Here is a 23,422-nt window from a genome sequence, read left to right as displayed (position 1 = left end):
GTTACTCACCATTAACTAAACATTTTTTTAATAGCGACTTCCTGTACATATATAATACAAGAAATAAAAAGCTAATTGCTTCCACTATCGTAATAGACGCAGCTCCACCAATTGCACCAAAATAGTGAGATAGAGCAGCGCACAACGGAATATGTATAATTGCGCATAACGTTGGTAACACCGCATATGCTTTATTATGACCTAGCGGTAGTAATATATAATTACCTAAAACGGTAGATTGAAGAATAAAGAAATAAGCAGGTACAAATATAATCAGTATAGATCCTACTTGAGAAAAACTTTTTCCATAAAAAACATTAGCCAATTCCCCGGAAAATAGTAAGAAAAATAGCAGCATAAATCCACAAAGAACTGTTTGTATACTCAATACAATACGAACTAAATTAAACGCTTCTTTTTCAGATTGAGAAAATAATTTATTCACTCTAGGATAAATTGCATTACCTAAAACAAGAAACACACCTAAAATAGCTCCTCTTATTCTATCTCCAGCAGAAAATAAGCTTACTTGCTCTATAGTGCTTACACTACTCATGATTAATGTAGTACTCGACGTATAGAGACTAATTGTAAGTGTTGCCCAAAATATAGGGGCTGAGTTTTTCAGCTGAGAAGTAATATCAATAACACTTACATGTTCATAACGAATATATGGATAATTCCTTTTTATAATAATTAAAGAAAATATTGCAGATAAAAAGTTAACGCTTGACATAACACCAATTGCTAACCAAACATCATCAGAATTATGAACCAACAAGAAATAAAGAGGAAGTGTAAGAAACTTTGCCAATAAAATAACTTTAGTGAATGATGATAAGTTCTCTATTCCTTGAAAAAACCAGAGCGGAGTGAATACCGAGCCAAGAAACATTATGAGAAGTATTAGCACTTCAAAACTGAAGATATTTAAAATGCATAAAAACGTCAGCACGAAACCAGAAACTAAAAATAACACAATTTTTGTGTGGATAACTTTCCAGAATATCTTGTTTATGGATGAGTTATCTTTAGCCTTTGCTATAGATTTAGTCGCTGATAAGTTAAAACCATAATCAATAAATATTATAAAATATTGAGAAAGAGAAAAAATAGTTGAATACAATCCAAACCCATTAATATCTAGCACTCTCGTTAAATAAGGAAGAGTCATAAGAGGGATTATATAGTTCCCTCCTTGAAATATTAACAGGCTAAATATATTTTTTCTTAATAAATTCATTATATAGCTACTTCGTGTTAGTAATATTCGCAATATTATGTTTAAAAAAATAATATATCTTAGGAAAGACTATAACAAATAAATATAAATATATTGAAAAAGGAATAATACTAGTTAAAGTTGACCTAGGTAAAAATATTAATCTCATAAACAGTGCAACTAATAGTAAGTACCAGAAAGATGATTTTTCAGAGCTGTTTTGTAAAATTGAAAACAAAGCTCCAAAACCTAATGCTACTACACAAAAACCAACAAGATTCATTCCACCAAAAACATAAAAATCGCTGAATAGTGTCCAATCAGTACCAAAACCCGAGTTAAATAATTGTGGGTTTAATTGATGAGCAAGCGCATGAGAAAAACTAGTCTCATAATATTCCACAGGATGAAATAATGACATTATAGCACTAGATCCGGGGATGAAAGATTGAATATATGCTAGGATTGGATAATGTTCTATCTTCATCGACAAATCAAATACCATTAAAGATAAGCCTTGTTGATAAAAAAAACCTGATGCTAATGTCAATAAACTTTGTGTTGAATCACTATAAATCGCTCTTGCTGAGAAATACTTAATAAATAAAATTATGAAAATTAGTATAAATACAAAAAACACTGATGTGAAAAATAATTTCTTACAATTTATTTTTGATTTACCGCAGTCGAAAAGCATCCATATTAAAAACAGTGCAGCAGTTGCTATTGGACCTCTTGCACCAATGTATAAAGATGAAAAAGTCATAAATATAAAAATTACTATAAATGTTTTTCTTTTATACCCAAAGGTGACCGAGTAAGAAAAACAAATATAAAAAATAGTTTTTATCAAACTATCAATATGGATACTATAATCCCCTACCTGCCACAATTTAGTAGATAGATAATCACTTTCACATGCCAAAAATACATTTGATATAACGTCATATAAAATAATTGGTGAAGAAATTAAACATAATTTACATAGCTTTTTCATCCATAGATGATCAATTTCAATTTTTCTAAAATTATAATTTTTTAATTTACCCAACCGATAACCAATATCTAAAAAAGCTATAGCTGTAACCACATATGTCGTTAATTTTAAGGCTCCTTCGTCATTCAATTTATACTTAACAAAAAATGACATTTCGTACAATTTTTCATCAGGACTAAAAACGTATGAAAAAAAACGTCCTAGAATAAAGATACTAACAGAAAAAATAAAGAAAGAGTACGCAGATGTAATATTAATATCTGATTTATAATTTGAAAAAAACAACGAAAAAATCAACAAAACTATCAAGTAGGGCATAAGACCTATATTTGAAACAAAATCATAATTATAATTAATTAAAGCAAATAAAATTATAAGCAGGTTAATTAAAATTTGAAACTTATTAATGTAAGCTACTCTAGAACCTAACCCCATAACTATCACCATGAAAACTAATTAATCCTATCGCCCAGACCATTTCCAAAAATGGTTTTTAAAATATAATAGAAATATTTATTTACATTCAGACTTTCTATCATTTTACTATCCAATTCAGCAAGTAACTTTGGATTAGACATGTCTATCGATTTTATTTGTGCAAAACCGGTAATACCGGGCCTAACCGAGAAAACACACCGCTCTTCCCTCTCTTTTATAACATCTTCCTGGTTATATAAACAAGGACGGGGGCCAACTAAACTCATGTCTCCCTTTATTACGTTGATCAGTTGAGGAAGCTCATCAAGTTTAGTTCGACGTAATATATGGCCAATCTTAGTGACCGAACCAGATCCGACTAAATGCGTAGCTACAGATTTAGTATGCAAAGGCATAGTACGGAACTTAATCAGTATGAATGGCTTTTGATTTTTACCTACCCGCTCTTGAAAAAATAAAGGAGATCCTGTGTCAAATAACCCCAAAACATATAGAAATAAAAATATGGGTAAAAGTAAAATAAAACCCAATAATGCTAACCCCAAATCAATAAACCTAATCATTTTTGTTTATTTTCCTCTTTCTGAACTAGATAATGCTCAACAGTCAATCTTATTCCTTCATGAAACGCATATTTAGGCTTCCAGTCTAAAAGACACTTAGCTTTAGTAACATCTAATTGAAGAGATCCCGTAAGTTTCTTATCTATATGACTCTTACCTAATAGTCTTAATAGAGCAGAAATCCATAATTGAGGAATAGGTATTAACATCGGACACTTGTTCATAGTGATGGCAATTTCCTTGAGTAGCTGAGTTACCGACACATCATGATCATCAGAAACTAAAAACGTTTGATTTGCAGCCTTGGGATCACTAATTGCTTTAAATATGAAATCGACCAGATTATTAACAAATATTAAGCTACGTTGATTTTTTATAGCTCCTAGAGGAAGAGGCTTTTCTTTATAGATCCAATTCATCATAGATAAAAAGTTGGCTTTCACTCCCGGTCCATAAATTAAAGGTGGGCGAATAATCACCACTTCCATAGATGTCTCTTTCGCTAACGCCATCAAGCCTTGCTCAGCCTCATATTTACTGATGCCATATGGATCAGTTGGTTTTGAATCAACATCTTCTACATATGGCTGATTTGGCAATGTGTATTCACCATTCACTTTTATAGAACTAACAAAAACGAACCGTTTAACCCCCACTATTGCAGCTTGTTTTGCAAGATTTAATGTCCCAAACGTATTAACTTCACGATAAAAATTAGAGCCATCCAAATCATTCATCTGATGCACATGCGCCGCACAATGAATAACACAATCAACATGTTCGAGACACTCAGACCAATTGCTATCGCTATTTACAGACATCAATGTTGTTGGAAAATGTTCATGCATTTGGTGAACGGCCTGCCCTGTAACAAATAAACCTCGAAATTGAGCTTCCTCGGCTATTGCCCTACCAACAAAACCGGTCATACCAGTGATAAAAATATTCAAAGAGACTCCTAAACACATCACAATAACAAACTAGATTGATATGGCAGATAAGATATCAACAGATACCCCACTAATTTGACGTAAATACTAGCAAAATCAGGACAAGACCACTACAATCTGATCTTTATAAAATAATGAACTATTATTCAGCGATAGTGCTGAATCTGCATAATAAGCAAGTAATAATGTGGCAATCTATTCAATTTTTTCTTAGCACTAAACGTTCGAATAAGCGCGCTTTTACTATTATCTACGATTGTTGCGCAATCACCTTCGCTCTTTATATTTCTATTGCACTGCGCTTAAATAGCTTAGATTTTGAGTTAGGTCCATCTGAGTTAGGGGCAATACTGCTTACCTTATGTGTCACTCTGTTTTGCTTTGTTCGTTTAGGCATGTACCGCGCAGTACTTCGTTATATGATGCTACCAGCCATAGGGTATATTTTTCTCTCGGTCATCATTTCTTCACTCACATTTTCCCTTAGTGGCTTTTTCTTACACGCTTTTATCCCCCGCAGTGTTCCATTTATCTATGTCGGGTTAGCTACACTCTTTTTAGGCGGCCCGCGTATTTTTATACGAACGATTTATTATCATTACTATAAAAAGCGTAAACCAAACGTCTTCATATATGGCGCAGGAGCAACAGGAAGAGACTTGGCCTATGCCTTGATTCAAGGTGACGAGTACCATCCAGTCATCATGTTGGATGACGATCCTAAAAAAGCAGGTCAAATTATTTTTGGCATTCGTGTGCATCACAGCAGTGAATTCAAAAACCTTCAATCGCTTTATGAACCGGTTAAGCTGCTCTTAGCGATCAACAACATCAATAAAGGAGCTCGCCTACGCCTACTAGACAAATTGTCGTCATGGCCGATTGAATTACAATCTGTACCCAGCGTTGAAGATATCGCAGCAGGAAGAGCCCAAGCAACAGATGTACAAGATCTTGACGTAGCCGACTTACTAGGTCGAGCTCCAGTAGAGCCGAATCAAGACTTATTACAAAAAAATATCGTTGGAAAATCCGTTATGGTGACAGGTGCGGGTGGTTCAATAGGATCAGAGCTATGCCGACAAATCTTTGCTCAGCATCCATCTACATTGGTTCTTTTCGAACTCAATGAATATAACCTTTATGCCATAGACCAAGAAATCCAAGAGCTAAAGAAAAACTTAAAGTCAGACACAAAGATTGTGACTGCTTTAGGATCTGTGCAAAATGAGAACCGTGTTCTCAATCTGGTGACGATGTATAATGTAGAAACTATATATCATGCAGCCGCATACAAGCACGTCCCAATTGTTGAAGATAACATAATTGAAGGATTACGTAACAACGTATTCGGAACCTTAAACTGCGCCAAAGCCGCAATCAATGCCGGTGTAACAAATTTCACATTAATCTCTACTGACAAAGCTGTGCGCCCAACCAATGTTATGGGCACAACCAAGCGTATGGCAGAACTGGTTCTGCAAGCATTAGCAGATAAACAAACAGCAACTACATTTACCATGGTAAGGTTTGGTAACGTACTCGGTTCTTCAGGCTCGGTAGTGCCATTGTTTAAAAAGCAAATTCGACAAGGGGGCCCTGTCACTGTCACACACCCTGATATTATTCGTTATTTTATGCTTATTCCAGAAGCCGCTCAGTTAGTGATTCAAGCTGGAGCGATGGGGATGAATGGGCAGGTTTTCGTATTAGACATGGGTGAACCCGTTAAAATTCTCGATCTAGCGACAAGAATGATTCATCTCATGGGGATGAAAGAATATTATGATGGGAGGAGTGACGATGGTGATATTGAGATTAAATTTACCGGTCTCAGACCTGGAGAAAAACTCTATGAAGAGTTGCTAATTGGAGACAATGTGGAAGGAACCAGCCATAAAAAAATCATGACAGCCTCTGAAGACAAACTAACTTGGGATGAAATGAACGCTCTACTTCTAGAGCTCGATGAATGCTGTCACAACTTCGATGTTAATTGCACGCTTCGCATATTATCAGATGCCCCGACAGGGTATACAGCGAAAAAGAGTATTCAATAATGGCAGTTTTTATATCGGTGGTAAATCATAATCATGATGAGATGATTGTTAGCGACAACACTTTAAAAGAATTATCCAAGCAATACAGTGTTGTTTTAAAATCTAATACCCAACCAACCTTGGAGTTGACCGCGTACTGTAATGATGCAGGAATTCACCTACTCACATCCAATCAGCCAAAAGGATTTGGTGCAAATAATAATGAAATATTTGAGTTTACGAAAAAAAAATTGGACATGAAAACAGAGGATTATTTTCTGGCTCTCAACCCTGATGTCATCATCGATAATCAATCGCTCAACCAGTTGGTGAAACTTGCTGATACACACCAATCTGATATCTCAGCTATCAACTTATATAGAAATAAAGAAAAAACAGAATTTGATAATTCCATTCGACGTCAACATTCTTTACTCAATCCCCTACGAGGATTACTCGGTGTACTAAGAAAAGATATTTATGACAAATCCACAATAAAAGAGCCTGTACGCATAGACTGGGCAGCTGGCTCATTTCTACTGTTTAGAGCAGAAACATATGAAGAACTTGGTGGATTTGATGAACGATATTTCATGTATTTTGAAGATGCCGACATTTGTAAGAGAGCAATACAAAAGGGGAAAAACGTTATGTATTTCCCTCAGATAGAAGCCATTCACTTAGCTCAACATGATAATAGAAAAATTTTCTCTAAAAATTTTTTTTGGTATACTATAAGCTTAATAAAGTTTTATTGTAATCCTTAATCCACCGACTAGATCAGGGCAAACGCATGACCCCCCTTGGTTTTAAAAGCCTGTAGAAAAGGTTATTTTTGAAGAGCTACTCGTTTTACCATATATCGAATAAACCCTAACTCACAATAAGTTAATTGCTCATGATGATCAATTAACTTATTGGTAAGCGCACCATAAACACCACATTCTAATCAGCTTTTGCGCACTCTATGATCACATCTCCAATCCAAAGGAGATGTGATATGTATAAACGACGCACCGACCAAGAATGGCTTTCTCTGATTGAACAATGCCAAGCCAGCTTGCTTACACAACACGCTTTTTGCCAAAACACCGCATTAGCGTATCGACATTCTACGCCAAGCGGCAAAAGCTGAGTGTTAAGCATTCCGCGAATCAGAGTGGTTTCGTTAAGGCCGAAATTATTGAAAAGACTACGTGTCGCAAGTTGACCCAGACGTCGATAGCCAACATGACTTTGATGGTAAGTAACGTCGAATTGAGTATTCCTCAAGGCACGCCACCACACTATCTTGCTGAGTTGATTGGATCCTTATCATGAAACGCATGATGACCGCGCCAGTGGTGTATTTATACCGCGAGTTTGTCGATTTCAGAAAGTCTATCAATGGTCTGGCGCTGTTGATTGAATCCGAAACCGACCTCGAACTGGGTTCGGGGGCATTGTTCCTCTTCACCAATAAACAACGCGATAAAATCAAAGCGTTGTATTGGGACCAAACGGGTTATGCGCTCTGGTATAAACGCCTCGAAAAAGCCAAGTTTAAGTGGCCCACGCAAGAGAAAAATACGGTGTTTACCTTAACGCAATTTGACCTCGATAGACTGCTTTCTGGCTTCACAATAATCGGCCATAAACCGGTGAAAATCGACAGTTTTACAATGGGTTAATGGCAATAACAGTCAGATAAACCAAGCCTTTTTTATCGGTATTAAGTACAATAACTACCATGAAAAAGACGACCCCCGACATCAATCCAGACAGCCAAAACATCGCGGGACTTCAAGCGATGGTGAAGGCGTTGATGTCTGAAAAAAAAGAGTGGTAGCAAGAGCGCCAATCCTTGATTGAGCAGTTCAAACTGGCACTTGACCGTCAGTTCGCCAAACGCTCTGAAGCGTTAAAACCTTATAACGAAGCTCAGGGCGACCAGGTGCCCATCATTAAAGGGCTGCGAGAACCTTCTCTAAATACGCTTCACTCATTCCCGCCATCTTCCTTTTGCGTTTTACTCCACCTTTGAACGTTTTTTCATTCGATATCAGTGATACACACATGTGGCGGATCCTAGCAAAATTTTCTGATCCATCATCTGTTCGTATCCGACTTTGGTCTTCGTTGAAACCCACATCCAACTTGTAATGCAGCTTATTTTCGACATGCCAGTGACTACGGATAGACTCAGCAAATTGCTCTGCACTCAATGTCCTAGAGCTGATGTAATAGCGAATAAATATCTCATCTGCATTCGGTTTTTCTCCAGGCTTACTGCGCATGTACATCGAAATCCCCAATGTCTTCATGCCGCGCCATTCAAAGCCTAAGTCTACAAAGTCATCAAACAACTCACTGGTGATATAAAGCCTCTGCTCTTGCCGTCCGTGCTCGATTTTGTTCGTGGTCACGTAACTGTCTCCGGACCATGTCAAGATTGCTGGCATCGGAAAGTGCTTAATGAACGCCTCTTCCAGTCGACCTTGATTCCCTTTGACCGCCAGAAGATAGTCCGCTCCCGACTCTATAATCTTATTAGCGATTTTAGTTTGACAACCCATTGCATCTAACGTCACCAAACACCCGCTAATATCAAGTAGCTCCAATAACTCCGGAATGGCGGTGATCTCATTCGATTTCTCTTCTGTTTTTACCTGCCCTAACACAATCGAATTTTTCACCGAGAACGCACTGACCATATGAATGGCACTGTGGTCTTTTGAGAAAGAGCGCCTCAATGTCTTACCATCGACGGCAACAATGTCACCGCCCGTTAGCTCATGACACGTTTTCATCCAAGCAATGAAGGCTTGTTGCAACTTTGCCGGATTAATCTTACTCATCACCCGCCGAATGGTATCGCGACTCGGTATGCCTTGCTCAAATTCTCCTCTGGCTCTAAACCAAGACTCGTGAATTTGACCAAAATCTTCTATCTCATCCCAACCATCCGCTCCGCCAATCACAGCACAAACAGTGAGGAACAAAATATCTGTCAATTTATGGTCGACTTTCCAGTCTTGACGAAAATCTCTTACGATAGAAAGGTGCTCAAACAATGATTTTTTATCCATGAGTTAAACTTAGTGATTGATAGTGAGACTATCAGATCACAAAGTCATAATAAGGAACTTGTTGATCATCATGATCAATTAACTTATTGTGAGTTAAAGTTTATTTGATGATGGTAAACCGAGCGGCTCTTCAAAAATAACCTTTTCTACAGGCCTTTAAAATCAAGGGGTTTCATGCGTTTGCCCTAGTGGCGATATAAAGAATTCTGTCCTTAGTTCATCCCTTTAAAATCAAGGATGTTCATGAGGTTTCCCTATTGATGGAATAATTTATATATTATTCTTTTTATGCTCGTTTTTATACAAAAAGAATATTTCATTTCGTCTATTTCAACCCCAAGAATTTTTGCTACTCGAATGTACTCTTTTTTTTGTTCCTCTATTTTTATTATAATAGAGAATGCTTTCCTAGGGTGTAAAATATAATATAATAATTGTCTAAAGCTTCTCCTTGCTCCGACCTGATTTTTTCCATGTTGTCTATACATTATCATTGGTTTATTAATAAAATATACATACCCAAAATATTTTGCTATTAAGGCGATCCACCAATCGTGCATGATTATTTTATTACTATCTGAAATATCATTAATTTCAATAACTTTCTCACATAAACTTCTATTGAGACAGCATGTAGCACCTTGTACGGCATTTTTATAAAAGATCGATTCATCTTTAAAAACATTAGTTGATAATTTTTGATATTTAAAAAAACTATCGTATATAACTTGCCCAAACTCATCAATTAGCTCTGCGTCAGAATACCATAGGGATGGTTTACCACAGTCATTATTTAATATGTTTTCCGTAAATATTTTTATTTTATCTTTATGCCATATATCATCTTGATCAGATAAAAATAAGTAATCAGAATTATTATACTTAATATTTTTAAGGAAATTTAATATAACTCCTTTTTGAGGACCTTTAATATATTTAAAATTAGTAAATTTTCTTTCATTAAAAATTTCCATACATACTTTATAAGTATCGTTTCTTTCACTATCATCAGATATAATAATAGTTTGTGGTTTCTCACACTGCTCTAATATACTCTCTATCTGTTGCCTAATATATGACTCACCATTATATGCACATAATAATACACTATAACTTAATTTTCTCATCTTTATTGTATCTTAGTTTTCGTCAGTTGATACATAGAAACCGCATGAACGCTCCTGTCATTCAAGGCTTCCGAGTACCTTACTTAAGTAATTTTCATCCATCGCGCAACGCATTTTCTTGCGCTGGATACCACCTTTCGCCAGGGCTCACGCATAAGTTAATGTTTTGTTAATTTCCAAATAAAACATACTCTCTAAATTCTGTATTCAGTGCACATTTGAGCTGTCGACGTTTTAATGTTCCTTTCATCTCTACCAACTTGATAAAGTTCATACACATCTGCCTTATCCGTGATAAATTTTCTGCTGCATATGCATAGATTATCTTGCTACCGTCCTCTCGCATCACTGAATCTAACCACCAGTGCATACTTTCCACACCCCAATGCCCTCGGCACAATGCTCCAAAATCCTCACTCGACAGCGCTTTCGAACAGATAAAATAACGTATCCCTAAATGCCCTCCGGCCTCGCCATTCATTTTCTGGTATGTCATTGCTATACATAAGGTTTTTATCTCTTTCCAATCTACTGCAAAGTCACCAAACGTCTCATTAAAAGGCACTGTAATGTAGGTTCTTATCATTTTTCTTCCCCTCAGCCTTACTTCCTCTTCTTCTACTGCATGAGACGAATAGTCTGAGAGTTTTTCAAATGAAAAGTTTGATTGAAATAGCTCATGTAATCGGGGGTGGTTCACACGGAAACCGCATGAACATTCCCGTCATTCAAGGCTTCCGAGAACCTTACTTAGATAGTTTTCATCCATCGCGCAACGCATTCTCTTACGCTGGATACCACCTTTCGCACTCGTTTCTTGCTTCAATAAGTTAAAACAAGCTTGACGGATCCTCGATAATTCCTCGGCTCAATCATCTACTCTGATGCGGCATTTATCTTCTCTAAAACCCACGTCTAATTGCCAGTGTATTGACTCCACTAACCAATGACTTTTGCTCGCATTATGCAGTTCTTCTGCACTCAATTTTTTTGAGCTGATATAGTAGCGGACTGATACCTCTTTCTCTGAAGCGCGCTCGCTTTCTTGTCTTACATTGACCATGATGCCCATGCTCTTCAATTCCGGCCATTCGTACTCAAGGTCACCTAGCACACTCAAGTCTTCATTCACCAGGGCACATCGAGTCTCTAATCGACCATGACTTTTGTCCTGACTTGAGTAGCTATCAGTAGATATCCAGTAGCTATCGCCATCAAACTTCATCAACATCGAAGGCTTGTAGTAGTCGTTAAATGCCTGCTCTAAATTGCCTTGATTTCCCTTCACTGCCAGCAAGTAATCGGCGCTTTTATCCACGATTTTCTGGGCTATTTTTCGTTGGTAACCCATCGCATCGTTCGTGATTAAACGACCAGCAATATCTAACATTTCCAGTAGCTTAGGTATCTCTGTGATCTCGTTGGTTTTCTCGTTCACTTTGGATTGCGCCAAGCAAACACCATTCGCTGTCGCAAACACGTTAACCATATGGATCGCTTGATTACCTTTGGCTTTATTGTAAGACCCTCTCACCGTCTTTCCATCAACCGCGACAACCTCGCCTTTCGTGAGATCATGACAGTCTTTCATCCAATCAATAAAGGCCGATTGGAACTCTTTCGGATTGAGTAAACCCACCACTCTTGCCACGGTATCGGCAGACGGAATACCCGCTGAAAAATCGCCATAATGATTGAGAAAATATCGTCTCATTCCACCAAAATCAACAATGCCTTCCCATGTATCTTGTCCCGATAAAACACCACAAACCGTCAGCAAAATAACGTCTGATAATTTGTGCGTAACTTTGCCTGTTTGCCGGTAATCGGTTAAGGCTGAAAAAATGCATAAATGGGTTCGCTAAATTGGTCATGAAAGGCTCCGTTTTTTAGTACGAAACCATTAGAAAACAATGAGAATGATCTAAAAATCGATCCTTTGTTAATGTAAAAACATGTGAGAAAGGTCAATAAAAATCGTGGCAATATAAAGAATTCTGTCCTTAGTTCATCCCTTTAAAATCAAGGATGTTCATGGGGCTTTCTCTAAAAGTATCGATAATAGACATCGATACTTTTAGTTAGTATATTAATTAACGTAACATGGAATATATATTCTGAATCAAATCCTCTGTCTGTCCCCAACTTAAACATGCATCAGTGATTGACTGTCCAAAATTCATGCTTTGATCATTAATATCTTGCCGGCCTTCCAGCAAGAAACTTTCTAACATTAGCCCAAATATACTCTTACATCCATTATTAATTTGTTGAATAACATCTAAAGCTACTAATTTCTGATTTAAATGATTTTTATTTGAATTACCATGACTACAATCAACCATTATAGATGGATTTAAGCCCATATTAGATATCTGTGACTCGCATATATTTACACTAGCTGAGTCAAAGTTTGGTCTAGAACCTCCACGTAAAATAACATGAGTGTCCGGATTACCGGTTGATTTAATAATATCAACTAAACCAAAATTGTTAATTCCTATAAAATGATGCTGTTGACGTGAAGATATAATTCCATTAATTGCAGATTCGATAGAGCCATTAGTAGAGTTTTTGAAACCAACCGGCATATTTAAAGAGCTAGCCAATTCTCGGTGAATCTGAGATTCAGTAGTTCTTGCACCAATTGCGGCCCATGTAAAAATATCTGAAAAATAAGTTGGAGTCATGGGATCAAGAGCCTCAGTAGCAAGTGGTATTTCCAATTCTGCAACTTTAACTAAAAATTCACGGGCTAACTTTAGTCCTTTTTCAATTTTTAAAGATCCGTCCATATCAGGATCATTAATCAAACCTTTCCAACCTACTGTCGTTCTAGGCTTTTCAAAATATGCTCTCATTACAAAAAAAAGCTTGTCACCGTATTTCTTCGAAAGTAAGCTTAGACGTTTAGCGTACTCATAACCAGCTTCAGGGTCGTGTATCGAACAGGGACCGCAAACAATTAAAATTCTATTATCTTTACCGGAAATAATATTAGCTACAGTCAATTTTGATTTTTTGATAAATAAAGATGAATTTTGGCTAAGTGGATGCAATACTTTTAATTCATTAGGAGTAACCAATCCTTTCGACGAATCACTACCATCCCAAATAACACTTTTCATAAATAACCTCAACAACACAATAAAGCAGGTCAAACTTGACCTTTATTTATTAATTAATTTTTTTTTAATGTAAAATCTAGCCAATTTTAATAAAATAAAAACCAGTTTAAACTTGTCAAAAAAATTAAAAAACTTTAAATTAATACAAATAGTTTTAATTCTATCTTTTAATATTTCAAATTCTTTAACTCTAGAAGTATTTGTTGAATGTAATCGATAAGCACCAACTTTGACATCTATATAACCTAACAAATTCTTAGAGACTAGTTTTAAAGCAAAATCCCAATCTTCTCCAATTAAACTTTCATTATAAATCATATTTTCTTCTGAATATAAAGACCTTTTTGCTAAAAAAGTAGGGCCCGCAATAGCCCAATGAAGAATAACTTGATTCCTTATACCCTGATTTGTAGAATACTGTTCTATATCAACTTTAAAATAATCCCTAAGACAACTTTTATGTATTTCCTTTCCGGTATCATCAATAACGGTACTATCACCAATAACAGCTAATTTATCCTTATTTGAAATAAGGTAATTAATGCGTTCCTGTATGCCATTATCAAATAAAATATCATCGCTAGCTAAACCACAAATATATTCTCCATTAGCAAGCGAAATCAATTCGTTTAAATTCTTTGTTATCCCTCTATTGGTACCCTCTTTGAAAAAAATAGTTATCTCCTCTTTCTTTGAAAATATCCATTCTTTAATTTTCTTAGTAGTACCATCAGTAGACCCATCGTCAATAATTAATAACTCTTTATTTGGATATGAGTCGTAATAGATACTATCTAATGTATCTATTATATATTTTTCATGATTATAAGATGATATAATTATAGAAACCAGCGGACTAGCTGAAGTCATTTAAAACCTCAATAATATAATTTGTATCTTTAATAGTTTGCACACCAGAAATGGGAATACTAACCACTTCATTATGAAGCAACTCACTAACAGGGAATGAAAGTTCATTAAGTTCTTGATAAGCAGCCTGCTTATGAGGTGGAGTAGGGTAATGGATTAACGTTTCGATATCATTACTGTCCATATATGTTACAAATTTCTTTCTATCAGCGACTCTGATAACAAAAAGGTGCCAAACATGGTTATTCATATTTCGACATTTAGGTAAAATAATATTAATATTATTAATATTATTAATATATAATTTCGCAATTTTCCTTCTATTTTCAATTTCATAATCTAAATATTTCAGCTTAACATTTAGCATAGCAGCTTGAATTTCGTCGAGTCTACTATTAGTGCCTTTATATATATGCTGATATTTCATGGTACTGCCATAATTACCAAGACTTCTAATTACATCAGCAAGTTCTCCATTATTTGTTGTTATTGCACCAGCATCGCCCAATGCACCTAAATTTTTCCCTGGGTAAAAGCTAAATCCACTCGCATCTCCCAAATTTCCCGATTTTTTCGTGTCAAACTTTGCTCCATGAGCTTGTGCAGAATCTTCTATTATAAGCAAATTATATTTTCTTGCCAAAATATTAATAGAATCCATATCACATGTTTGACCATATAAATGAACAGCCATAATTGCCTTGGTTTTCTCTGAAATATGGCTTTCAATATGATTATAATCTATTAAATAATCATCTAAGCTTGGTTCGCAGAGTATAGGGGTTAATCCTGCTTTAGTTATAGCTAAAATAGATGCTATATAAGTATTAGCTGGAACGATAACTTCATCCCCTAACTTCAAGTGACCTAAAATTTTATATCCTTCAAGGATCATGGCTAAAGCATCTAATCCATTTGCGACACCAACACAATGACTTACGCCACAATATTTAGCGAAGTTATCCTCAAAGTTGGAACATTCATTACCATTTATATACCAACCGCTGTCGATAACTTTATTACAAGCTATTTTTAACTCACTCTGATACTGTTGATTAATATCATGTAAATTCAAAAAAGAGACCATGTTATAACACCTTATTTATTGACTTCTACCCAAGTATTAGATTCAGATGAGTTTCTCATTGCATCAAGCATATTCAGCCCTTCAATAGCATCATCTATATCAAAAACAAACGGAGAATTTAATCTTTCATCTGATAAAATCAAATCAGCTATATCATAATAATGATTGGCAAATGCTTCAATGAAACCAGCTGGATGACCAGCTTTAAATCGATTATACCTTTCTTCAGAAAGTAAAATGTTATTATTCAAAGCTCTATCGATTATACCTTTCTTCAGAAAGTAAAATGTTATTATTCAAAGCTCTATCAATAATATTTTTTTGTCCATTATTATAGCTAACATTTAATATTTCCGGATTCATTTGTGTCCAGGATGCGGAACCTTTACTACCAAAAACTCTAACCTTTAATCCATTTCTATACCCTATTGCACATTTGCTGAACCATATATTTGAAACTATATTATTAGAATATTTAGCTATGCAAAGAACATTATCAACTACTTGCGGAAATGAACCAAAACTATTTTGTAATGCTACCAATTCGATTGGTTGTTCTTGCGTCAAAAAACGAGTCAAATCGTGAATATGTGTACCTAAATCAAGAGATATTTTTGGAAGATCAATATCGTGAAGCCTCCAGTCTTGTGGTATTAATGCTGAACCAGACTCATCAACTTTCGAATACGATTCTTGTGGCATCTCGATATGGATCTGCTCAATTTTTCCCAAATCTCCACCAAGAATCATATCTCGTAACTCCCTAACTATAGGGTATCCTGTATAGTTATAGGTAACAGCAAGAAAGCCATTATATTCTTCTAGTTTATTTTTTATTTCTAATGCGTCCTGAACTGATTGGCATAAAGCTTTTTCACAAACTACTTTAATACCAGATTCGATACATTTTATAACATCATCTTTATGGTTTGGTGTTGGAGTTAAAATAGAAACTAAATCGATATTGTTTTTTTCAAATTTGATTAACTCATCTAAAGTGGCATAAACTCGACTATCATCAACACCATATATAGCAGCGGATTCTCTATTTATTTGTTCATTTTTACTAAAACATCCTGCAACTAAATCGAATTTTTCATCCATACTAATCGCTATTTTATGCGTTCTCCCAATAGCCGAGTTTACGCCACCACCTAAAAAGGCGATTTTTAATTTCTTTTTCATTTTATTACCAATCTAAATTATACTTATCAATGAGAATATTTTCATTATCGCCAAATTCGTTATTAACTAACTCACCAAATATGATACCGACTTTATCAAAAGGGGCTTTACTTAACTTTAAACCACTATTTTTTAAAGGATAAAATTCAATATTTTTATACGTAGGAATTTGTAAACTTTTAAAATTACAACTAGATACTGAAGATATAGTTTTCCTTACAATATTTTCTGTTCTTAGAGGTTCTATATGTTCATAAGATTTATTGATAAAACTATATGTATAATATTTAACATAATTAAACCCTGTAGATTTCTCTATAAGAACCCCGTACAAATCACCCGGGCAGCGCCTCATGGTTTCTATCAGCCAAAATTTATTTTCATTAACGATAATTTGTGTATGTATTAAACCATCTACTAAACGCAGTTCTTTTATAATAGTTTTAATCTCTGCTCTTATTTTCCTTTTAATATCTTCATTTAGATTATAATTAATATAAGAAAAATCCACTTGATAATCATAAGTATTACAGAACTCATTAACAAAGAAATCTGTCTTTATTTCACCATTTTTTATAAATGCAGAGTGACTTAAAAGTTGTCCCTCTACAAATTCTTCTACTATTGCTGTATTCGTTCTAGAATTTTCTTTTGCAACTTTAAAATCACGCTGAAAGTTATCTAAAGAATCTAGTTTAGTAATTCCTTTACCACTAAAACTATCATTCGGTTTAATTATTACAGGTAACTCTTCTTGTTTAATATCATTTTTGTCATGAAAAACTTTAGGGATAGATAAATTTAGTTTTTCGGTTAACCCCCTAAACCCAGATTTAGTATGTAGAATGTTAGTTGAACGAAACTCGTCAAAACCAACAAACCTCCCTAGAGCGTTAGCAACATAACTGCACGAATTGTAAGAATAATCATTACAACTAGGCACTATATAATCAAAAAAATTATTTTTACATAAATCCAGCAATTTTTCTCTATCTGAATAATCGACATAAAATGACTCATCAGCATATAAATGGCATGGGTCATCAGGATCTACTCCGCATACAGAAATATTAAACTTTTCTTGCTTTAATACTTCAAAAATTGGCATAGCACTAAAACTAGCGCCCACCAATAACACCCTTTTACTTTCCATTTATTAATTCCTTAAATTCATTATAATCTCTAATATAATCAGATTCGTTATAATAATCATCAGCTAGAACAAGGAGAACACAATCATCGGAAAAGGATTTCATTTCTCGCCAGACTATACCATTGACTAATAAGCCTTCATTTGGATTGTCTAAATGTACAATTTTTCTTTCTCGTCCATCATCTACTATAAAATCACATGAACCATTAATAGCTATTACTAGTTGTTGTAAATTGTGGTGTGCGTGAAAACCTCTTTCAACTCCTTTTTTTGTATCAAAAATATAATATACTCTTTTTATATCAAAAGGAATATTATAACCTTGTTCTATTGCGACTAAAGATCCTCTTTCATCGCCTAAAGTTTTAAACTTTATTTTATTCAAAATAATTCTCACATGTTTCTTTTAATAAATTCTCAAAATATTTTACGTTAACACTTGATTCAGAATGAATATTATTTAAATTGGAACTATTACTCATGAAATATTTTAAGTTAACATTAGAAATATCTGCCAAATATTGAAATGAATAAAAAGAAGCTGCAGCAGTTGCTGGGTTTATCATAATAACATTAGCGCCAGAATGCATATAAATAAGGTTAACAAATTCTGCACCAGCCATGCCTACTATAATTTCTGCATTGGCAAATAGTTCTATTTGCTCATCATATGTAAGAGTGAATACATTTATCATTGTGAATTCATATTTATACAATGTGTATATTAGCTCTTCATAATTAGCAATTGAACGATTGTGTGCCCCTAAACCAATAGCTCGATAAATAAATACCCTCTTAGGTTTGTTAACAAAAGTAATATTTCTTTCCGACTCAAGCACCTCTTCTCTTAATGATATAAGAGAACTTCTGTCACTATAAAAGTCCAATTCTGGTCTTGATGTATATTGTCTATTATTTATAATCATATTTAAATTAGAAATATACAAAACATTATTACAACTTAATGCTTGACTATTGTCTAATAATAGCACTTCAAAATTATTTTTGTTGAGAATATCCAAAGACCTTTTAAATTGATTGGGTATTTTGCTATCGACAACTAAAACTATATCATTCTTTTTATAAGGTATATTATTAATACTTTCGTTTAATTTAATCAGTTTTGTTAATATTTCAAAGCTCCAATGCCAATAATTGTAAGAAACTTCTGTCAAGAGACTAACATATAATTTTTGGTTATCTGTGTTACTTTTTATTTTATTTTTAATAACGTAGTTATTATTTTCATCATACTTTTGTATATTATCAGCCTTCATTTCGTGAAATGAATAATGCCTATTTATTTCATGCGAATAAATATAGTTTTTATAAATAAATGCGTCACTATCACATATAATTGTGACATTTTTCAAAAGATAACCAAATGATTCTGCTGTATGTATTACCACACTTTGTGAATTTAGTTGCTTCTTGTTTATATAGTAACTAGATGGTGATATTTTATTAAAAAAATTTTTAGATTTATTAAAAAATAAACATTTATCTATACAATCTAACTTCTCTATGTTATCAACCAATTTATATTTAGTTAAAAAACAACTTTTAATATGTCTATATACCTTACCAGCCCAAAAGATATATAATTCTTTAGTTTGCCAATATTGATCTCTTATAAATTTAGGAAACAGAAGAAAAAAAGCAGTTATAAGAAGATAAATTATTTTTTTTATTTTATTTAAATTCATTTCAGTTATCATTAATATACGAGTTTACAGCTAAGTTAATATCATCTCCAAAATATGCAATTTTGTTATCTTTCACATAAGCTATCTTATTAAAGAATTTCTTTGTATATTCCATGTCATGAGATACGGAAATAAATATTTTTGCTTCATTTTTTATTTTTTCAATCCTATCTGTTGCCTTGTTAATAAAATTAATATCTCCTCCTGCAAATAATTCGTCAACAATTAATATTTCTGGATTAATTGTTGTGGCAGTACTAAAAGATAGACGTCCAATCATACCTGTAGAATAGTATTTTACTGGTACGTCAATAAAATCACCTATATCAGCAAATTCAATAATCTCATTTTCTTTGAGTCGAATTTCTTTTTTAGAAAATCCAGATATCATCCCCATAATATAAATATTCTCTCTTCCAGTTAACTCATGGTCCATTCCTGCTCCTATTTCTATTAGAGAAGAAATTTTTCCATTTATATCAATCTCTCCTTTGGAAGGGAAATATATGCCAGTGAGTAACCTTAATAATGTACTTTTCCCTGCTCCGTTTTTCCCTATAATACAAAGTCTATCACCTTCATTAAGTTCAAAGTTAATATTATTTAAAACTTTATATGGTTCTTCAGTGATTTTTTTTCTTCCTAACTCCTTAATAAAGGATATAAAATTTTCTTTTATTCCACTAGATGCGTTGGTGAACTTTATATATTCAAAACTAACATCTTTAAATTTTATCCAACTTTTCATAATTATAGCCTATGAACTAATTCTTTTTCATTCTTAATAAAGTACACGTAACCCAAACATATTGTTACAAAAGATATAATTAAACCAACAATTAAACTTCGAAAATCCATTATATTCCCTAAAGATACTATATTTCTAAACCATTCAATGAAATACACAATAGGATTATAATCCAGAATAAAGTCTAATAGAGTCAACCTACCATAAATATAGTCTTTCGTATATATTACAGGTGTCATATAGAACATTAGTTGTAATATTATCCCGACTAAATAACCAAAATCTCTATATTTAGTAGTTAATACACTAGTAATGAGAACTAATCCCACTACTGTTAATAAATAAAATATAATCAAAATGGGTAAGATCAATATATAAACAGATATATCATCAGTTACAAAAAAATAAGTTATTATCAAAAATGTTAAAGATAATATAAATTCAATAAAGTTAACTGCAACACTAACTATCGGGAAAATAGCAATATTGATAGGACTTTTTCTAATAAGGTTTTCATTTGAAATTATGGAATTTGCCCCAGAATTTATACAATTTGCAAAGAAAATCCAAGCTAGAAGAGCAGGAAAGAGTTTTATAAGAAATAGTTCAAAATTTTGATGCAATAATGTAGAAAACACAATAGCTATCACTAATACTTGCATTATTGGATTTAAAAGCGACCAAGCAAACCCAAGCATAGTTCTTTTATATTTTACTTTTAAATGATTTACTGTCAATAAAATTATTAATTCTAAAGATTGCCTAGATAAAATTTTCACACTTACCTCAATTACAAAAATAACAAGTTCTCATCTTGAATAAAATAGCCATTATTGTCCTTTTCTGAAATAATTGGTTCAGAGTTTACAATCGGCCATTTAATACCAATAGCTGGGTCATCCCATTTTATACATTGTTCGTGTTGTGGATTATAGTAATCGGTACATTTATATTCAAACTGGGCCTCATCACTTAAGACATAAAATCCATGAGCAAAACCTTCCGGTATCCACATTTGCTTGCGATTATCACATGAAAGATTATGACCGACCCATTGTCCAAATGTCGGTGAGCCTATCCTTACATCAACAGCTACATCGTAAACCTCTCCAATGATTACTCTAACAAGTTTTCCTTGTGTATTTTCTGTCTGATAATGAAGTCCTCGTAACGTTCCTTTTATCGATTTTGAATGGTTATCTTGGAGAAATTTTATTGTTTTTCCAGCGACTAATTTGTCAAATTTATCTTGCTTCCATGTTTCCATAAAAAAGCCTCGTTCATCGCTAAAAATTTCTGGTTCAATAATTTTTACATCAGGAATCTTTGTATCTAATACTTTCATGTCAATCCTTATCGTCCATTTATAATAGTGTTTATACTAAATAGTCATTTAAATGGCATAACGCGGCTTGCCAATCACTAGCTTGAATACCAAATACCTGAGTAATCTTCTGCGTATCTAGACGAGAATTTGCCGGACGCTTGGCGTGGGTTGGATATTCATCTGTAGTAATAGCATTTACATCAGGCTTACTGAGCAAGAGAAATTGCTCTTGAGCTTTATCAAATATTACGTCAGCAAATTGTGCCCAAGTCACATGCGGTAAGCCCGAAAAGTGATAAATACCAAAATCTCTATTACCTTGCTCAATTATTTGAGTCGCAATTTCTATTAAGGCAGTAGCAATATCTGCAGCATAAGTTGGCCCACCAAACTGATCATCTACGACTCGTAAAGAGCTTTTCGTTGGTGCTAATCGAAGCATAGTTTTGACAAAATTATTGCTTCCATACTCTCCAAATACCCAAGCAGTGCGTAAAATAATATGCTTATCGCATTTCGCAGCAACTTCTAATTCCCCCGCTAGCTTACTTTTACCATAAACGGTGTGAGGATCGGTCTCATCTGATTCAAAATAAGTACCCTCTTTGTTTCCTGCAAACACATAATCAGTTGAGATATGTAAAATAACTGCATTCACATCTTGAGCAGCTTGAGCCAAAAATTTCGGGCCTTCACGATTAATAGCAAACGCAAGTTCAATGTCATTTTCCGCTTTATCAACCGCCGTATAGGCTGCTGCATTAATAATAACGTCTGGACGATAGTCACGAACTGCCGCCATTACTTGCCGAGCATCAGTAATATCTAGCGTGTATCGGTCTGAAGCAAACACATCATGTTCAGTATTAGATAGCAGACGGACAAGATTACATCCAACTTGACCGTTACTTCCTGTGATCATAATTTTCATTATTTCGCTCAAAGTTCGCTAATTAAACGGATTAGGTATTTGCCGTAATCATTCTTCATCATTGGAGTTGCCAATTTCTCAATATCCCCTGAAGATAACCACCCATTACGCCATGCAATTTCCTCAAGACACGCCACTTTCAATCCTTGTACTTTTTGGACAGTTTCTACAAAAGACGAGGATTCATGCAAGCTGTCATGTGTGCCTGTATCAAGCCATGCAAACCCACGACCGAGTAATTCAACATTCAACGTGCCGTCATTAAGATACATTTCATTTAACGTTGTAATTTCCAACTCTCCGCGCATAGATGGTTTCACTTGCTTTGCCATCTGCACAACTCGGTTATCATAGAAATACAATCCCGTTACCGCATAGTTTGATTTAGGTCTTTCTGGTTTTTCTTCAATCGATATAGCTCGCATTTCGCTATCAAATTCCACCACACCAAAACGTTCAGGGTCTTTTACTTGATAACCAAATACTGTGGCACCTTCTTCTCGCGAAGATGCACGAAGCAAAGTTTGAGTAAATGACTGACCATAAAAGAGATTATCCCCCAAAACTAAACACACGCTGTCATTACCAATGAAATTTTCACCAATCAAAAAGGCTTGAGCTAAACCATCGGGGCTGGGTTGAACGGCATAGTTGAGGTTGATCCCGAAATCAGAACCATTACCCAACAAACGTTGAAAGCTTTCATTATCTTCAGGAGTAGTGATAATAAGAATGTCACGAATCCCCGCCAGCATAAGGGTCGATAGCGGATAGTAAATCATAGGTTTATCGTAAACTGGCAACAGTTGCTTAGAAATACCACGAGTAATAGGATAAAGACGAGTGCCTGATCCACCAGCAAGAATAATACCTTTCATATTTT

23 protein-coding genes and 3 pseudogenes are annotated in these 23,422 nt (G+C 34.2%); 5 read left to right on the top strand and 21 right to left on the bottom strand.

Annotation, left to right across the window (positions count from 1 at the left end; translation table 11 throughout):
• Nucleotide 1 precedes the first annotated feature (1 nt).
• The 4 genes from I1A42_RS11520 to I1A42_RS11505 are packed head-to-tail and all read right to left on the bottom strand — an operon-like array spanning nt 2 to nt 4,170.
• Nucleotides 2-1,243, bottom strand: coding sequence for an oligosaccharide flippase family protein (locus I1A42_RS11520; RefSeq protein WP_196123550.1), 1,242 nt, complete (start codon nt 1,241-1,243; stop codon nt 2-4).
• A gap of 7 nt (nt 1,244-1,250) precedes the next feature.
• Nucleotides 1,251-2,654 (bottom strand): O-antigen polysaccharide polymerase Wzy, encoded by a 1,404-nt coding sequence (wzy, locus tag I1A42_RS11515; RefSeq protein ID WP_196123549.1) that lies wholly within the window; start codon nt 2,652-2,654, stop codon nt 1,251-1,253.
• A gap of 17 nt (nt 2,655-2,671) precedes the next feature.
• Nucleotides 2,672-3,220 carry a sugar transferase gene (locus I1A42_RS11510; RefSeq protein ID WP_196123548.1) on the bottom strand — a complete coding sequence of 183 codons (549 nt, stop codon included), beginning with the start codon at nt 3,218-3,220 and terminating at the stop codon, nt 2,672-2,674.
• Nucleotides 3,217-4,170, bottom strand: a complete 954-nt coding sequence (locus I1A42_RS11505; RefSeq protein WP_408063519.1) for a UDP-glucose 4-epimerase family protein — start codon at nt 4,168-4,170, stop codon at nt 3,217-3,219. Before I1A42_RS11505 ends, I1A42_RS11510 begins: the two co-directional genes overlap by 4 nt.
• Before the next feature lie 185 nt (nt 4,171-4,355).
• On the opposite strand from I1A42_RS11505, the gene I1A42_RS11500 reads away from it, so the two are divergent.
• The 5 genes and pseudogenes from I1A42_RS11500 to I1A42_RS11480 all read left to right on the top strand — a co-directional run.
• Nucleotides 4,356-6,230 carry a polysaccharide biosynthesis protein gene (locus I1A42_RS11500; protein WP_196123547.1) on the top strand — a complete coding sequence of 625 codons (1,875 nt, stop codon included), beginning with the start codon at nt 4,356-4,358 and terminating at the stop codon, nt 6,228-6,230.
• Entirely contained in the window at nt 6,230-6,976 is a 747-nt protein-coding gene (locus I1A42_RS11495; RefSeq protein WP_196123546.1) for a glycosyltransferase, read from the top strand. Before I1A42_RS11500 ends, I1A42_RS11495 begins: the two co-directional genes overlap by 1 nt.
• A gap of 233 nt (nt 6,977-7,209) precedes the next feature.
• A pseudogene (gene tnpA / locus I1A42_RS11490) lies at nt 7,210-7,529 on the top strand (IS66 family insertion sequence element accessory protein TnpA).
• Nucleotides 7,526-7,879: an IS66 family insertion sequence element accessory protein TnpB gene (tnpB, locus tag I1A42_RS11485; RefSeq protein WP_196123545.1), complete on the top strand. Its 354-nt coding sequence runs from the start codon at nt 7,526-7,528 to the stop codon at nt 7,877-7,879. Before tnpA ends, tnpB begins: the two are co-directional and overlap by 4 nt.
• A gap of 59 nt (nt 7,880-7,938) precedes the next feature.
• Nucleotides 7,939-8,139, top strand: a pseudogene (locus I1A42_RS11480) (IS66 family transposase); the annotation flags it as partial.
• Nucleotides 8,140-8,152: 13 nt separating this feature from the next.
• On the opposite strand, the gene I1A42_RS11475 reads toward I1A42_RS11480, so the two are convergent.
• From I1A42_RS11475 to rfbA, 17 genes and pseudogenes are all read right to left on the bottom strand, one after another.
• Complete coding sequence (locus tag I1A42_RS11475) at nt 8,153-9,277, bottom strand: ISAs1 family transposase (RefSeq protein WP_196123544.1); 1,125 nt, start codon at nt 9,275-9,277, stop codon at nt 8,153-8,155.
• A 254-nt stretch (nt 9,278-9,531) separates the two neighbouring features.
• Nucleotides 9,532-10,404 carry a glycosyltransferase family 2 protein gene (locus tag I1A42_RS11470; protein ID WP_196123543.1) on the bottom strand — a complete coding sequence of 291 codons (873 nt, stop codon included), beginning with the start codon at nt 10,402-10,404 and terminating at the stop codon, nt 9,532-9,534.
• A 169-nt stretch (nt 10,405-10,573) separates the two neighbouring features.
• Nucleotides 10,574-11,104, bottom strand: coding sequence for an ISAs1 family transposase (locus I1A42_RS11465; protein ID WP_196123542.1), 531 nt, complete (start codon nt 11,102-11,104; stop codon nt 10,574-10,576).
• A gap of 24 nt (nt 11,105-11,128) precedes the next feature.
• Nucleotides 11,129-12,278, bottom strand: a pseudogene (locus I1A42_RS11460) (ISAs1 family transposase).
• A 219-nt stretch (nt 12,279-12,497) separates the two neighbouring features.
• Nucleotides 12,498-13,532, bottom strand: a complete 1,035-nt coding sequence (locus I1A42_RS11455; protein ID WP_196123541.1) for a 3-deoxy-7-phosphoheptulonate synthase — start codon at nt 13,530-13,532, stop codon at nt 12,498-12,500.
• A 42-nt stretch (nt 13,533-13,574) separates the two neighbouring features.
• Complete coding sequence (locus I1A42_RS11450; RefSeq protein WP_196123540.1) at nt 13,575-14,402, bottom strand: glycosyltransferase; 828 nt, start codon at nt 14,400-14,402, stop codon at nt 13,575-13,577.
• Nucleotides 14,389-15,489 (bottom strand): DegT/DnrJ/EryC1/StrS family aminotransferase, encoded by a 1,101-nt coding sequence (locus I1A42_RS11445; RefSeq protein ID WP_196123539.1) that lies wholly within the window; start codon nt 15,487-15,489, stop codon nt 14,389-14,391. The genes I1A42_RS11450 and I1A42_RS11445 overlap by 14 nt, the downstream gene beginning before the upstream one ends.
• 11 nt (nt 15,490-15,500) lie before the next feature.
• A complete protein-coding gene (locus I1A42_RS11440; RefSeq protein ID WP_196123538.1) occupies nt 15,501-15,740 on the bottom strand; it encodes a hypothetical protein in 240 nt (79 codons plus the stop codon).
• A gap of 4 nt (nt 15,741-15,744) precedes the next feature.
• A complete protein-coding gene (locus tag I1A42_RS11435; protein ID WP_196123537.1) occupies nt 15,745-16,674 on the bottom strand; it encodes a Gfo/Idh/MocA family protein in 930 nt (309 codons plus the stop codon).
• Nucleotides 16,675-16,678: 4 nt separating this feature from the next.
• Nucleotides 16,679-17,827: an ATP-grasp domain-containing protein gene (locus tag I1A42_RS11430; protein WP_196123536.1), complete on the bottom strand. Its 1,149-nt coding sequence runs from the start codon at nt 17,825-17,827 to the stop codon at nt 16,679-16,681.
• Nucleotides 17,817-18,215 carry a sugar 3,4-ketoisomerase gene (locus tag I1A42_RS11425; RefSeq protein WP_329604830.1) on the bottom strand — a complete coding sequence of 133 codons (399 nt, stop codon included), beginning with the start codon at nt 18,213-18,215 and terminating at the stop codon, nt 17,817-17,819. The genes I1A42_RS11430 and I1A42_RS11425 overlap by 11 nt, the downstream gene beginning before the upstream one ends.
• Nucleotides 18,205-19,533 (bottom strand): glycosyltransferase family 61 protein, encoded by a 1,329-nt coding sequence (locus I1A42_RS11420; protein ID WP_196123535.1) that lies wholly within the window; start codon nt 19,531-19,533, stop codon nt 18,205-18,207. Before I1A42_RS11420 ends, I1A42_RS11425 begins: the two co-directional genes overlap by 11 nt.
• Before the next feature lies 1 nt (nt 19,534).
• Nucleotides 19,535-20,281: an ABC transporter ATP-binding protein gene (locus tag I1A42_RS11415; protein WP_196123534.1), complete on the bottom strand. Its 747-nt coding sequence runs from the start codon at nt 20,279-20,281 to the stop codon at nt 19,535-19,537.
• A gap of 2 nt (nt 20,282-20,283) precedes the next feature.
• Nucleotides 20,284-21,060 (bottom strand): ABC transporter permease, encoded by a 777-nt coding sequence (locus I1A42_RS11410; RefSeq protein WP_196123533.1) that lies wholly within the window; start codon nt 21,058-21,060, stop codon nt 20,284-20,286.
• A gap of 11 nt (nt 21,061-21,071) precedes the next feature.
• Entirely contained in the window at nt 21,072-21,626 is a 555-nt protein-coding gene (rfbC, locus tag I1A42_RS11405; RefSeq protein WP_196123532.1) for a dTDP-4-dehydrorhamnose 3,5-epimerase, read from the bottom strand.
• Nucleotides 21,627-21,657: 31 nt separating this feature from the next.
• Entirely contained in the window at nt 21,658-22,539 is an 882-nt protein-coding gene (gene rfbD, locus I1A42_RS11400) for a dTDP-4-dehydrorhamnose reductase (RefSeq protein ID WP_196123531.1), read from the bottom strand.
• An 8-nt stretch (nt 22,540-22,547) separates the two neighbouring features.
• A complete protein-coding gene (gene rfbA, locus I1A42_RS11395; protein WP_196123530.1) occupies nt 22,548-23,417 on the bottom strand; it encodes a glucose-1-phosphate thymidylyltransferase RfbA in 870 nt (289 codons plus the stop codon).
• Nucleotides 23,418-23,422 lie beyond the last annotated feature (5 nt).

The sequence above is a fragment of the Vibrio nitrifigilis genome (assembly GCF_015686695.1).
Lineage (GTDB): Bacteria > Pseudomonadota > Gammaproteobacteria > Enterobacterales > Vibrionaceae > Vibrio > Vibrio nitrifigilis.
The sequence above is the reverse complement of the archived record's forward strand: the minus strand, read 5'-3'. Positions and strand labels throughout refer to the sequence as shown.